The organism is Nonomuraea wenchangensis, from assembly GCF_900111685.1.
GTDB classification, from domain to species: domain Bacteria; phylum Actinomycetota; class Actinomycetes; order Streptosporangiales; family Streptosporangiaceae; genus Nonomuraea; species Nonomuraea wenchangensis.
The window spans coordinates 749535-763617 of sequence record NZ_FOHX01000001.1 but is presented as its reverse complement, the minus strand read 5'-3'; the positions used below and the strand labels follow the sequence as shown (position 1 = coordinate 763617).

Genomic DNA, 14083 nt, shown 5'->3' with positions numbered 1-14083 from the left:
GGCGAACGAACAACCGCCGGTGGCCAGGCGCGCATCCGCATCATCTTCTCAGAGTGACATTCTTGTCACCATCTGCTGTCATCGCGCGGACATGCTCGATAGTGTCGGCGTCTCACGGCGTGAAGATCCAGGGAGACTCGATGCATACGGCGCAGGGTCCTGCATGGAGCACCAGCGGGCTCGACGTCGCCGCGGGCAGGTATCCGCTGTCGATCGAGCGGCACGTGATGCGGATGGCCGACCTGCTGGTGCCGGGTGTGACGACGGTGACACCGCACGCCCGCTACTACAGCCTGCACGCCCTGGTCGCCATTGAGGCCGAACGTCGCGGCCTGTCTCTGCCGGCAGCGCAAGATCTACTGCGTCGTTGTGAAGTCGTCATGGCAGCGGTGTCGTACGCACATGACCACGGCGAGACCGGGCTGCCGCGTGCCCATGGCCTCGATGCCCTCGCGGGTCGGTTGCAGGGCGGCGAGGTCGTCATGGCCGAGGCGGCGCAGCCGGTGAAGGGCGGCTACGTACGTAACGTGTGGGGCTTTTGGAGTCCGTACGCGGCCTCGGAGGTCTCCCTCGGCATCCTCGTGCCCGCAAGCATGCCGACTCCGGGCCCAGCCTGCGCGGCCGGGCAAGTAACGGCGGGGCTCGACGGCATCCTGGAGCTGGCGGCCCGCCGGAGTCTGGGCGTGGACGAACTGCGCGGCCATCCCCATCTGTGCGTGTGCGCCGGTGGCGGCGCGGCCGACGGGACATGGCTGGCGAAATTGCTGTGCCTGCCCGGTGAGCAGCCCGCCGAATCCGCCGGGCGCGGCAGACGGAACACGATCCGCCTGCTTACGCGGCTGATGCGGACCCACGAGATCGGCGACGTCACCGACGACGTCAGACCGTTGATCGCGTACGGCGACTTCCTGAGGAGTGACCCCGTCGCCGCTACCTTGGAGACGGCTCCGGTCTGGCGCGGGGTGATGTTACGCAACTACGCGGTCAGCGCCTGGCGACGCCTCTGGTCATGGCTCGTGTCCGAGGTCGACGGCCTGATGCCCGCCGACGACCTGGCCGAGCGGTTCGCCGACAAGATGCCGGACGGAGCTCTGGCCGCGTTCATGGATGGGCTGCCGGCCACTACCACCCCGACCGGAGCTCCCGCCCCGGCCGAGGAGCAACTGAGGCCGAGCGGCCCGGTCGACCCAGTGAGCGAGCTGGCGATTCTGATCGTCAACGCTCGGCGGGTGCGGGAACTGTCCGGCCGGGTACGCGATGCCTTCCTCGGGCAACGCGGCGTCGAGCTCGGCCCCGAGTGGATGGCGTGGCGGCTGGCCGAGTCGAGGTCCGGCTCCTCACGTGACTTCGTTCGGCGGCTCACCCACGACCTGCTGACCCGCAGCAGACGTGTGGCGCTCTCGAAGGCCCGCCGGCGGTCGGACGGGACGTTGTGGCTGCCGACCCGTCTCCACGAACGCGAGGGGTTGCTCTTTCGGACCAGCCAGGAAGGGCGTGGCGACGTGGGCCTGAGGCTGGCGCAGCTCACCACCGTGCTGGCCGGTGCCGGGGTGCTCGAAATGGCCGGCAAAACCTGGCGCGTGACCGATGCCGGACAGGTGCTCCTTGATTGAGCCGCTGGTGGACCTGGAACTCGCCTCCCCGCTGACGCTCCTGATGGAGGAGGAACGGTACGGAGACCGACAAGCTGAGGAGGCTTTGTTCCTCAGCTTCACCACCGACCTCGGTTTCTTCGAGACGGTCGCGCTGGGCGTCGCACAGATGACCGGGGCACGGGTGAGCCTGGTCGGCGACGCTGCGATGAGCACGATCGACCCGAGAGCCGTACGCCGTGCCGGACGCGCCTACCTGCCCGGCCAGGCCGTATGCGGCGGAGCCTTCCACCCCAAACTGATGGCGCTGGTGGGCCCCCAGCGGGCCACTGTCGCCATAGGCTCCGGCAACGCCACGCTCGCCGGCTGGCAGGCCAACGCGGAGTTGTGGACCGTGCTGCGGGCAGACCAGCACCACGTCCCTGACCTGTTCGGTGAGCTCGCGTTGTGGCTGTCCGGGCTGCCGGACCGCGTCCGGTTCTCCAAGGGCGTGCCGGAGGCGCTGCGCAGGGTCGCCGCCGGTCTCGCGGCGCTGCACGAGCGGGCTGAGGCCGTGCATCCCCGTCTCCGGCTGGTGTCATCGAGCGAACGGCCCATCATGGACCAGCTCCCCACAGGCCCGGTCGACGAACTCGCGGTGTGCGCGCCGTTCCACGATCCCGGTGCCGTGACCCTGCGCCGCCTGGTCGAGCACATGCGGCCGCGGCGGCTGATCGTCAGCTTCCAACCCGGCTTCACGGAGCTCGACGGCCAGGCACTCGCCGATCTCGTCACCGAACTCGACGCCGACGTCCGCCTCGACGATGAACCCCGCTACCGGCACGGCAAGCTCATCGAATGGGTGGTCGAGGGCCGCCGGTACGCGCTCACCGGCAGTCCCAACCTTTCGGCCGCTGCGCTGTCCACGTCCCTGGAGAACGGGGGCAACTGCGAACTCGGCCTCATCGCGCCGATCCGCGCCTCCCTCATTCCCGAAGGCGCGACCGTGCCCACCGTCGATCTACGGCCGCTGAAGTTCTCGATCCGCCCGCGCGCAGAGCGGAAAGGCCCGCTCCTGCTCGGTGCCACCCGGGTCCAGCAGGGTCTGCACGTCATGTTCGCGCGCAAGCTGCGCACCGGCGGCTACCTGGAGCTGTCCGCCGCGGCGGCCCCGCCCGAGACGTGGGAGCGCGTCGGCGAGGTGCCTGCCGACGTCGCCGACGTCCTGCTGACGCAGGCCGCCGACGGCGGCAGCCGACTTCGCCTTGTCACCACCGTGGACGGCCAGGCAAGTCTCAGCAACATCGTCTTCGTCGTCGACCCCCTTCACTCACAGAAACGGTACGGTCTCAGCGGTACCCCAGCACCGACGACCAGGCCTGGCGAGCTGTTCGCCGATGAGCAACTGGCCAATAAGTTCCTCGCCGATCTCAGCGCACTCGCCGCCACGCTGACCCGGCCTCCTGCTTCGGCCGGCGCGCTCTCGGCTACGGTGCCGGCCGAGACCGCGCGTGCCGGAGTTGTCGCCGATCGATCCGGCGGATGGGCCGCCTATCTCGACGAATGTGCCGGACGTCTTGGGACGCCTCTGCTGCGTTTCGCTCTTGGACTGTCCGCGCTTCCGGCCGAGCAAGAAGCTGCCTACGAGGAGTTGCTGCCGGTTTCTTGGGACGAGCAGTTCGCGGACGACGCCGAGCCGGGCCTCGACGACGACGGCCTCGACGACGACCTCGAGACGGTGGCCGACCCACCGGCTGCCGTCACGCCACCTCCCGACCTGCGCGCTGCCGGCGCCGCGGTACGGCGTCGCTACCAGCGGTGGGCTGATCGCCTCACCCGGATCGCGCCGACGCTGGGACTGCCGGAGAAGATGCTCGTCACCAGGCTCCTGCTCTGGACCGCCGCGGCGGGTGCCTGGGACCGCGACGACCAGGCATGGCTCGGCCTTCTGGCGGACGCCGTACGCGAACTGGATGCTGACACACCGCCCGCCGAGGTGGAACCGCAGGTAGGCAGCCTGGCAGCGGTCGGTCTCGCGGTGCTCCGCGCCCACGCGCCCCGCCACGTCAGCACCGCCACCACAGTCGCCTTCAACAGATCCGCCGCCGTCGTGGATCACCTTCTTCCCGCCGCCGAACTTGAGTACGTCGAGCAGTACTGCGAGTTGCTGCGGGAGGCGTTCGGCCCGGCGTTGAGCCCGGAGGCAGTGCTGAAGCTCGCCGCCGAGATCGTCCAAGCCGACCCCCACGAGGAGGCTGTGCGCACGCTGGCGGAGCAGGGTCGCGACGTGCATCGGCATGGCGGACGCCTGCTGCACGTCACCGGCACCTTCGGCAACGCACGGCTCGTCGCTCTCCAAGCTGTCGCGGCCGCCCAGGCAGCCGGCCTCGTCGGCGCCTGGGCCACCTCGTCCGACGGCAGTTGGGCACTCGTCGTCTGGCGTCGGCCGGATCTGTTCACCGTCGAGTCCGGGCCACGCATCCTGTGGCGCCACTACCGGCTCACCGGTCTTCGCGATCCCCGCAGCCTGGCCGCCCAGCGCAGCTTCGACGGCGCCCCGACGGTGTCGCACGGCCCGCTGCGTGGGCCGTTTCCCGAGGCACTCGCGGTGCTGGCGGACCTGGGCCTGCCTCCTGATCCCCGACCTCCTCTTGACTGCGCTCACGTGTCGGGCTGAGCACCGCGCGGAAACAACGTCTTTCCTGGTAGGCAGCTCGCTGTCGAGGTGTGCCGTTCCCTGCACGAGGACGTCCGGCAGGTCCGCGACGTAAGAGAGATGGGCTCTGTGCCTGATTTGAAGCGATGTTCAGAAAAATTGGCTATTACCGTGGTTGACGCCATCTTCTCTAGCTGAACCGTGTTGCAATACGGCCCAAAGTGGACCAGAATTACGTGCGCGCGTTCACGATCTTGGGGCTCGGGTGGGACCGGGACCAATGCGAGCTCGCGAATCCTTGCGTTCGTACTCCCGGCGATGGCGGCGGTTCAGTGGGGGGTACCCGGAAGGCGTCCCGGACGACAGGAGAGCGGCCGTGGTCCGGTTCTTTGCTCCGGGTCTTACGCTCCATTGTGGTCCGGCTCCACGAAGTCGGATCTTACACAGCGGAGGTTTGGGGGATGGGTGCGCTGATTGCCGCCTTGTCGGTAGCTTTCGGGGCCATTGCGGCACTGGTGTCCTGGCTGATACTCAATGCGCTGGGAGCCGATGGGGTGACCATTTTCACGGTGAGTGGTGCAGCGTTACTTGGAGTCCCCACCCTGGTGATCGGGCTTGTCGCATTCGCCAGGAGCTTCGGAAAGGAACGCAAGCCTTGATGCCGCTCCACTTCGTGGAGGCAAGCAAGCCGGTCTGCGGTCGCGTGGCCCTCCGCACAAGGCGACCGGTGCGTTGGCAGCGATCGTCCCGCCCGTTGTGAGACAGGCGGGACAGGGACAGGGCGGGGGATCAGTTCCCGCAGGGGTTGGTCGCGTTGGCGGTGACGACGCCGTCCTTGACGGTGGAGATGCCGGTGCCGAGGGTGTAGTCGTTGCCGTTGTTGTTGTCCCAGGTTCCTGAGCCGTTGTTGAAGACGGTCTTGAAGCTGTTGGCGCTGCCGAGGGTGATGGTCTTCTTCTTCCAGTCGGTGCAGGCCGTTTCCATGGGCACGCCGGGGACGGTGGTCCAGGTGCCGTTGATGCCGTAGTGGATGTTGGCCGTGGTCCAACCCGTCCTGTAGTAGACGGTGGCTTCCTTGTCATTCGGCTGGGGGGTTGAGCCGGTGTGGATGGCGACCGCGCTCTTGCCGGGCACGGTGACCGTCGCCCTGCCGCTGGAGTCGACCGTCACCGTGCCGTTGCCCGCTACGTTTGGGTACGTACCGGCAGGCAGGTTGGTGGTGAAGGTCTGGGTGACGGTGCCGCTCTCGTTGTTGATGGCGACCCAGCCCTTGTCGCCCCGGCTGAAGGCGATCAGGTTGTTTCCGTTGTCGGTCCAGTTGGCGACGCTGGTGCCCTTGACGGCGTTGTAGAAGCCCACCATGCCGGAAACCTGCCGGTCGAAGCAGGTCCACTGGCCGTTGGAGCAGTTGACGTCGGTGACGTGGCCGCTGTTGGCCGAGGGCGGGCCCGCCTCGCTGTTGTTCCAGATGTAGGAGGCGTACACCTGGGGGGTGCCGAACGGCCAGGCGAGCATGAAGAGGTTGGCCAGCTTGTACGTGTCGCCGCTCTTGTAGGTGAGCGTGGAGCCGCCCCGCTCGGTGTCGTGGTTGTCGACGAAGGCCACGGCCTTGTCGCCGGACACCGACAGGCCCCAACTCTCCCCGAAGGTGCGGAGGTTCTTGATCTGGCCGGTGAACTGTTCCCGCAGCTTACGGCCGTACACGAACTCGTCGACGTCGCCGACGCCGGTGTACTGGCTCGGCTGGACGGCCTCCTGATCGCCTTGGATGACCTCCTGGTGGATGTAAGGCGACCCGATGAGCTTGGACTTGATCGCGGACAGGTCGCCGGGGTGGATGTGCTTGGCGGCGTCGATGCGGAAGCCGGACACGCCGAACGAGGTCAGCTTGTTCATGTAGTCGGCGATCCTGCCTCGGACGTACTCGGACCCGGTGTTCAGATCCGACAGGCCCACCAGTTCGCAGTTCTGGATCCGCCAGGCGTCATTGCGGTAGTCGCCCTGGTTGATCTGGCAGGTGGGCTGGTGGAAGTCCTGGGAGGAATAGAGCCCCGGGTAATCGTACTTGCTGAAGCCGTAGCCGCCGTAGCTGGTGGCGCCCTGGCCGGTCATGTGGTTGATGACCGTGTCCACCTGGACCTTCACGCCGGCGTCCCTGCAGGTGTCGACCATGCGCCTGAACGCGGCCTCGTCACCGAACTTGCTGGTCAGCTCGTAGCGGGCGGGCTGGTAGATGTCCCACCAGACCGAGCCGCCCTTGGCCATCGAGTCCTGGGGCGGTGACACCTGCACTGCGCCGTACCCGGCCGGGCCGAGCACTTCGGTGCACTCCCTTGCCACCGAGTTCCAGTTCCAGTTCCACAGGTTGGCGATCACGCCGACGTCGGAGGCGGCCTGGGCGGGGGCTTGGCCCAGTACGGGCACGGTGATGCCGCTCGCCGCCGCTAATGCGGTGGCGAGGATTGCTTTGTAGGGTTTCATACGGGGATCTCCAGAAACGTGAGGATGGGGTCCCATCAACGGGCTGGGTGGGCCAACACCCGGCCCGTTCTACTTTCGGGCCTGCTTGCCGGAGGCACCATCAGGACCTCCGCTTGCGGGTTTCCTCGGTGTTGCCTGGAAGTTACTCGGCGACCAAGAGTCATGCAATACTTTGCAGGCTTTTGCGAAGAGAAATGTCGGGTATGCGTATAATGCGTTGATCTATCACGGTGTAGCGCTGCGGTCCTTGCGGACCCTTTCCCTGGTTTTTCGTCTTCCGGCGTCGCCTGTTGTCGTGGATGGAAGGCGCAGCAGCCAGCACAAAGCGCTGATTTCATGCCGCTTCGTCCTGATGATCTCCGGTGGAACCGGCTTCGCAATATTTCAGAACCTTGCGAAATGGATACAAGGGTCAAGCGTTGATCCACTCCGGCCGCTGCCGCCCGACAGGACGGGCCCTCCGGCACGTTCATCACCAGACTGTCCGGCTGGGACAAGATCGGTATCCAGCGGGCGGCGAACACCTGCGTCACCTACTTCCAGACCTGCCAGGAGTCGTGGCACCCCAACGCCGCGGCGCCGCGCGCGATCGTCACGTGCGTACGTAACGCGAACGGCACGCTCACCGTCTCCTGACGTCTCCTCGGCTTCGCGTCCGGCTGTCCGGCTGTCCGGCTGTCCGGAGCCGGGGCGCGTCGCGGGGACCGGCCGGGCCGGGCTCGTCTCTGTATGGATGGAATACATGCCATTTTTCCCCGACAACTTCGGGGCTATCGTTGCGGCCATCTCGTGAATCGGGCGCCGGAAACGGGCTGTTTCCGGCACCAATTCATTCCTATGGAGGTGGCTTCCGTGCCCGCAGGGCTGTGGAGAACCGTCGGCGCGCTCGTGCTCGCCGTGCCGCTCGTCGGGGCCGTCCCGGGCGCCGCCCGGGCGGACGACCCGCCGTCGGTGACGATCGACTCCTCGGAGTCCGGACCCGGCGTCGTACGGCTGGCCGGGCGCTTCGCCGGCGCGTACGACGTGTCCCTCGTGGTGAACGGGGAGCGGATCGAGCGAACAAGGGTCAGCGACCCTGACGCCGACGACGCCGGGACCTGGGCCTACGACCTCGACGTCGGCGAGATGGACGGCGAGATCGAGGTCTACACGAAGGCGACGGTCGCGCAGACGCGGTACGGCACCTGGTCGCCGCCGCTCACCCTGCGCGTGGACAACCCCAGTGCCAGGAAGCCGGAGGTGGAGATCACCGAGCCGGCCGACGGGGTGCGGCTCACCCGGCCCACGCCCGTCCGGGTGCGCGTCGCCGGTAAGGACGTGCGCTCCGTGCGGGTCCGCGTCAACGGCGGCCCCTGGCAGCGCGCCAGCGGGGCCGCGGGCCGGTACGTCACGCTGGTCAACCCCGCCAAGCACGGCGACGTCATGGCGAGCCTGGAGGCGGAGGCCGTCGACGCGCGCGGCCACGTCACCAGGTCGACCACCCGGTACGTAGCCCTCGGCGCGGCGAAGAAGCGCCGTCCCGTGCCGCACCGGCAGGACCGGGCCATGTGGATCTGGGAGAAGGCCAGCTACAACCTGGTGCTCAACCCGGGGTCGCGCCGCCTGCTGGAGACGGTCCTGCCGCCCGGTTCGACCATGTATCTGGGCGTGGACACGTACATGGGCCGGGACATCATCGAGGACGCGCGTCCGGAGCTGCGCGACCTCGTGGCCTGGGCGCACGGCCGGGGCATGAAGGTGCACGCCACCGTGGCCGGCGGGACGCGCCCGCCCTACCTGGGGGCGCTCTCCCGCTACCGCGACCGCGCCGTCGGGGAGATGGAGCGCGTGATCGACTACAACCTGTCGTCGAAGCCGGCCGAGCGGTTCGACGGGATCAACGTCGACATCGAGCCGTACATCCTCCCCTGGTTCACCAGCTCCAAGCCCGACCTGCAGATCCAGTGGCTGGACACGCTCCGCGCGATGATCGCCCGGCGCGACGCGTCGGGGGAGCCCCTGCTGTTCGGTCCCGCCGTGCCGCGCTGGCTGGACACCTCCGCCTGCTGCACGGACATCCCGTACGGCGGGACCACCCGCACCCTGGCCGAGCACGTGCAGGACCTCAGCGACTACATCGCGATCATGGACTACCGCGACCAGGCGGACGGCAGCGCCGGCATCATCGCGCAGGCGGCCGGCGAGCTCGCCTACGCCGAGCGGATCGGCAAGCCGCTCTCCGTGGTCGTCGGGGTGGAGACCCTCGACATCGCGACGAGCGGCGACCCGGCCACCATCACCTTCCGCGAGGAGGGCAGGGACGCGATGGAGGCGGAGCTGGCGAAGGTCGGCCAGGCGTTCTCGGGCAGCCCGGCCTTCGCCGGGATCGCGCTGCACCACTACGACTCCTACCGTGAGCTGCCCACGGTATGGGGCCCCGCGGCGCGGTGGCCCGAGCCGCCCGCCGACTCCGGGCCGCCCACCGGCGTGGCCTCGCCGCCGGAGGCGGTGGCGTTCGACCACGCCACGGTCGATCTGACGTACGGGCGGGCGTACGACGACACCGAGGTCGACTTCTACGAGGTGCACCGTTCGACCGAACCCGGCTTCACCCCCGGCCCCGGCACGCTCGCGGGGAAGGCGCGCGGGCTCAGCCACACCGACACCGGCCTGCTGCCCGGCACCACCTACAGGTACCGGATCGTGCCGGTGGACGTGGCCGGGCACCGCGGGCCCGCCTCCGATCCGGTGACCGTGACGACCGGGGCCACCGACCTGCGTCCCATGGTCGTGGAGTCGATGTCGGTGACGCTGGAGGGCGGCGCGGCGCGGGTGCGGCTGCGCGTCGTGGACAAGGAGAGCGGGCAGCCGGTGGCCGCCACCGTACGCGGGCGTTTCACGTTCTCCGCCGGCCGGTACGTGACGGTGACCGCGGACGCCGACGGCTGGGCCACAGCGACCTCGGAGGCGCTGAAGCTGCCGACCGGCGAGGTCGGCTTCGCCGGTCACCGCCTCACCGCTCCCGGCCACTACTGGGCCGCCGCCTACGACCGCGACAAGGCCGCCACCACCCGCTGGTAAGCGTGAATTCATTCCTGATATGAGGTGAATAACGGAATGAATCAAGGGTTGACATCACTTCTCCATGACAAGAAGAATCCCGTTATGGAGCCACCTGAAGGAATGAATTCCCTCCCAAGGGGAAGGCGATTCCGCACCCTTGCGGCCCGCCTGCGGCAGGAGATCGTGCAGGGCCGCTGGCCGGTCGGAGCCCGGCTGCCGACCGAGTCCGAGCTGGCGCAGACCTACTCGGTCGGGGTCAACACCGTCCGCCGCGCGGTCGACCTCCTGGTCGAGGAGGGGCTCGTCCGACGCCGGCAGGGGTCGGGCACCTTCGTGACCAGCTCCGTCACCCCGGGGGCCAGGCCGCGTCTCATCGGCGCGCTGGTTCCGTCCAACACCTACTACTTCCCGCAGGTCGTGCAGGGCATCGAGCGGGCGGCGTCCGCCGCCGGCGTGCAGCTCGTGCTGGCCTGCTCCAACTACGACCCCGACGTCGAGGCCGGGCAGATCCAGCAGCTCGTCGACGTCGGCGTGGCCGGCCTGCTGCTGGTGCCCAACCTGCACCTCACCGCCGACCCCGACGCCCACCTGGCCCGCCTGCGCGAGCTGCCCGTGCCGTACGTCCTGGTGGAGCGCCGCCCGGCCGACCCCCGCCCGGCCGACCCGACCTCCTACGTCTGCACCGACGTGCACGGCGGCGGCTACGCGGCCGTGCAGCACCTCAGCGGGCTCGGCCGGGTCCGGATCGGCTATCTCGGCCGGATCGGCACCGCCAGCTCCGAACAGGTCTTCGCCGGATACCGGCAGGCCGTCGCCGACCTCGGGCTTCCGGAGATCCCGGAGGCCGTGGCCCGGCAGCCCGTCTGGACCGGCCCCGACATGCTGGCCTACGCCAACTCGCTGGTCGCCGAGAAGGTGCGCGCGGTGGTGTGCCTCGGCGACCGCGAGGCCACCGCGCTCCTGCCCTACCTGCGCAGGGTCGGCCTGACGGTGCCCGACGACATCGCCGTGGTGGCCTACGACGACGAGGTCGCCGACCTGTCGGAGGTGCCGCTGACCGCGGTCTCGCCGCCGAAGGCCGAAGTGGGCCGCATGGCGACCGAGCTGCTGCTGCGCCGGATCGAGCTCGGCCCGGCCGCGCCGGTCTGCCGGGTCGTCATGCAGCCCCGCCTGGCCGTGCGCGCCTCCTGCGGAGCCGCCTCCGGCAGCCTGGTCGAGGTCCGCGTCCCTTCCTGACGCGGGCGTCCCCCCTCACCCCTCCCCCCTCTCCGTTCCTGTTGGAGGACCCAATGAGAGTGCGCGTGCTCGCCGCTGCCGCGGTGGCCGTCCTCACCATGGCCGCTACGACGTCGTGCGGCGGCTCGGCCGACGACTCCGGCGCCGTCACCCTGAAACTCGGCTTCTACGCCGCCGCCGGCGACCCGGCCGACACGACCATGCGGCAGCTCGTCAAGGAGTTCGAGGCCGCCAACCCGTCGATCAAGGTGCAGCTCGAGGTCGCGCCGTACGTCAAGTTCTTCGAACGGCTCCGCACGCAGATCGCCGGCAACCAGGCGCCGCAGGTGTGGCTGTCGGACGGCGTGCTCGTGCAGGAGTTCGCCGCCCGGGGCGCGCTCGCCGACCTGAGCGACCGGGTGAAGAGCGTCAACGCCGCCGACTACTCCGGCATCGAGCTGAACCGCGACGCCCAGGGCCGGGTCTTCGGCTTCCCACAGGGCGCCCAGACCCCGGTGCTGTTCTACAACAAGAAGATGTTCGCCGAGGCCAAGGTCGCCGAGCCGACGGCCGAGTGGACCTACGACGACCTCGCCGCGGCGGCCAAGAAGCTCACCAAGGACACCAACGGCGACGGCAAGCCCGACGTCTACGGCTTCCGCGCGTACTCGCCGGGCTTCACCGAGAGCTGGTGGCCCATCGTCAAGGCGTTCGGCGGCGACATCGTCACCGACGGGGGACGCAAGGTCGTCATCGACAGCCCGCAGTCCACGGCCGGGCTCGACTGGATGCTGGGCGCCATGGGCAAGGACGGCTTCGCCCCCGACTACGTCACCACCGAGGCCATGGGCAAGGGCGTCGTGCACACGCTGTTCGCCACCGGCCGGGTCGCCATGTCGTACGGCATCTACGCCCGCACGCTGCCCGCGCAGAGCGCGGGCGTCGACTTCGGCGTGGCGCCCCTGCCGAAGGGCCCGTCCGGCCGCGGCAACGTCGCGATCGTGAACTCGTGGGTGGTCAGCAAGGCCGCCTCCCCGGCGCAGAACGACGCGGCGTGGAAGTGGATCACCTTCTTCTCCGGCGAGGGCCCGCAGCGCAAGTGGGCCGAGCTCGGCGAGGCGATCCCGATCAACAAGAAGGTCGCCACGACGGCCCTCGCCCCCGACCGCGGCCCGGTCTTCCTGGAGTCGCTCGACGCGGCCACCGACCTCGGCACCAACGCCGTGTGGTCGGAGTACACCGAGGCGCTGGCCAAGCGCATGAACGAGGCGCTGTCGGGCGCGACGCCCGTCGCCGCCGCCCTTCAGTCCGGGCAGAAGGAGGCCCAGGAGGTCATCGACCGCTTCTATGCCGGGAAGACGCAGTGACGCTGCTCGCCAGGCGTACCGGGCAGGTGGCCGCCGAGCAGCGGCCGCCCGCCGGGAAGCGGCACGCGGGGGAGCGGCTCTGGGCCTTCGCGTTCGCCTCGCCCTACCTTCTCCACCTGGTCGCGCTGGCCGCCTGGCCGCTGCTGGCCTCGCTGTTCTTCAGCATGACCGAGTACGACCTGATGTCCTCGCCGAGGTTCGTCGGTTTCGGCAACTTCACCCGGCTCTTCGAGGACCCGGTCTTCTGGCGCACGCTCGGCAACACGGCGTACTTCGCGGTGCTGTTCGTGCCCGTCCAGACGGCCCTGGCGCTGGCGCTGGCCATCGCGCTCAACCAGCGGCTGCGCGGCATGGCCCTGTTCCGCGCGGCCTACTTCGTCCCGGTCGTCTCCTCGTGGGTCGTCGTCGCCTACGTCGCCGACGCCGTCTTCAACCCGCAGACGGGCATCGCCAACCAGGTGCTCGGCCTGTTCGGGCTGCCCGCCGAGAACTGGTTGCAGGATCCCGCGCTGGTGATCCCCACGCTCGCGGCGGTCGCGGTGTGGAAGGGCGTCGGCTACATGATGGTGCTCTTCCTGGCGGGCCTGCAGGCCATCCCCGAGGAGCGCTACGAGGCGGCGAAGATCGACGGCGCGTCGGCCTGGAACCGGTTCCGGTACATCACGCTGCCGGGCATTTCCGGCACCACGTTCCTGGTGCTGGTGCTCACCTCCATCGAGACGCTGCAGTCGTTCGAGCAGGTCTTCGTGATGACGGAGGGCGGGCCGCACGGCGCGAGCGAGCTGACCGTGCTCTACCTCTACCGCCAGGGTTTCCAGTTCTTCCAGATGGGCTACGCCTCGGCCATCGCGTGGGTGCTGTTCGTGCTGGTGCTCGCGCTCACCCTGGTGCAGTTCCGGCTCCAGCGCAGGTGGGTGCACTATGCGTAAGACCGTCTCGTACGTCCTGGTCCTCGCGGGTGCCGCGGTCATGCTGCTGCCCTTCGTCGCCGCGCTCGGGAACTCGCTCAAGAGCTTCGCCCAGTACATCCAGGTCCCGCCCGCGTGGATCCCCGACCCCGTCCAGTGGGACAACTACGCGGAGGTGTGGCGGCGCGCCCCGTTCGGGCTCTACCTGGTCAACAGCGTCGTGATCGCCGTACTCGCGGTCGTCGGGAACGTGCTCACCAGCGCCATGGTCGGGCACGCGCTGGCCAGGATGCGGCTGCCGGGCAAGCAGGCGCTGCTCACCATGGCGCTCGGCACCATGATGTTGCCGACCGTCATCACGATCGTCCCGAACTTCCTGCTGTTCCGCTCGCTGGGCTGGCTGGACTCGCTGCTGCCGCTCATCGTGCCGTACTGGCTGGCCACGCCCATCGGGATCTTCCTGATGCGGCAGACGTTCCTCGGCATCCCCAAGGACTTCGAGGAGGCGGCCGGCCTCGACGGGGCCAACCCCTGGCAGGTGTTCTGGCGCATCCACCTTCCGCTGGCCAAGCCCGCCCTGGCCACGCTCGCGGTCTTCACCTTCACCACGTCGTGGAAGGCCGTGCTGGAGCCCACGATCTACCTCACCTCACCCGAGAACTACACGCTGCCGGTCGGCGTCCTCAGCCTCAAGGGGCAGTTCGTCGGGAACGACCAGCTCGTGACGGCCGCGGCGATGATGAGCCTGCTGCCGATGCTGATCGTGTTCGTGCTGGCCCAGCGTTACTTCGTCCGCGGAACCATGTCCGCGGGTCTCAAGGGCTGACAGCCCCCTCCCGTCAG

The 14083-nt window shown here is 69.0% G+C and carries 9 protein-coding genes; 8 read left to right on the top strand and 1 reads right to left on the bottom strand.

What is annotated here, in order from left to right; translation table 11 throughout:
- The first annotated feature begins 140 nt into the window (after positions 1-140).
- The 3 genes from BMW85_RS03695 to BMW85_RS48035 all read left to right on the top strand — a co-directional run bounded on the left by BMW85_RS03695 (position 141) and on the right by BMW85_RS48035 (position 4886).
- Positions 141-1613 (top strand): hypothetical protein, encoded by a 1473-nt coding sequence (locus tag BMW85_RS03695; protein WP_091076744.1) that lies wholly within the window; start codon positions 141-143, stop codon positions 1611-1613.
- The gene (locus tag BMW85_RS03690; RefSeq protein WP_143082080.1) at positions 1606-4248 is read left to right on the top strand and encodes a phospholipase D-like domain-containing protein; all 2643 of its coding nucleotides are present in this window, start codon (positions 1606-1608) and stop codon (positions 4246-4248) included. The genes BMW85_RS03695 and BMW85_RS03690 overlap by 8 nt, the downstream gene beginning before the upstream one ends.
- Positions 4249-4688: 440 nt before the next feature.
- On the top strand, positions 4689-4886 hold the full coding sequence (locus BMW85_RS48035) for a hypothetical protein (RefSeq protein ID WP_143082079.1): 198 nt from the start codon (positions 4689-4691) through the stop codon (positions 4884-4886).
- A 130-nt stretch (positions 4887-5016) separates the two neighbouring features.
- Here BMW85_RS48035 and BMW85_RS03685 read toward each other — a convergent pair whose 3' ends face one another.
- Positions 5017-6708 (bottom strand): carbohydrate binding domain-containing protein, encoded by a 1692-nt coding sequence (locus tag BMW85_RS03685; protein ID WP_177240468.1) that lies wholly within the window; start codon positions 6706-6708, stop codon positions 5017-5019.
- Between the two features lie 852 nt (positions 6709-7560).
- On the opposite strand from BMW85_RS03685, the gene BMW85_RS03675 reads away from it, so the two are divergent.
- The 5 genes from BMW85_RS03675 (at position 7561) to BMW85_RS03655 (ending at position 14066) form a co-directional block, all read left to right on the top strand.
- Positions 7561-9768 (top strand): hypothetical protein, encoded by a 2208-nt coding sequence (locus BMW85_RS03675; protein WP_218155639.1) that lies wholly within the window; start codon positions 7561-7563, stop codon positions 9766-9768.
- A gap of 102 nt (positions 9769-9870) precedes the next feature.
- A complete protein-coding gene (locus BMW85_RS03670; protein WP_218155638.1) occupies positions 9871-10986 on the top strand; it encodes a GntR family transcriptional regulator in 1116 nt (371 codons plus the stop codon).
- A gap of 53 nt (positions 10987-11039) precedes the next feature.
- Positions 11040-12332: an extracellular solute-binding protein gene (locus BMW85_RS03665; protein ID WP_091076737.1), complete on the top strand. Its 1293-nt coding sequence runs from the start codon at positions 11040-11042 to the stop codon at positions 12330-12332.
- Positions 12329-13261 (top strand): carbohydrate ABC transporter permease, encoded by a 933-nt coding sequence (locus BMW85_RS03660; RefSeq protein ID WP_218155637.1) that lies wholly within the window; start codon positions 12329-12331, stop codon positions 13259-13261. Before BMW85_RS03665 ends, BMW85_RS03660 begins: the two co-directional genes overlap by 4 nt.
- A complete protein-coding gene (locus BMW85_RS03655) occupies positions 13254-14066 on the top strand; it encodes a carbohydrate ABC transporter permease (RefSeq protein ID WP_091076734.1) in 813 nt (270 codons plus the stop codon). The genes BMW85_RS03660 and BMW85_RS03655 overlap by 8 nt, the downstream gene beginning before the upstream one ends.
- The last annotated feature ends 17 nt before the right edge of the window (positions 14067-14083 follow it).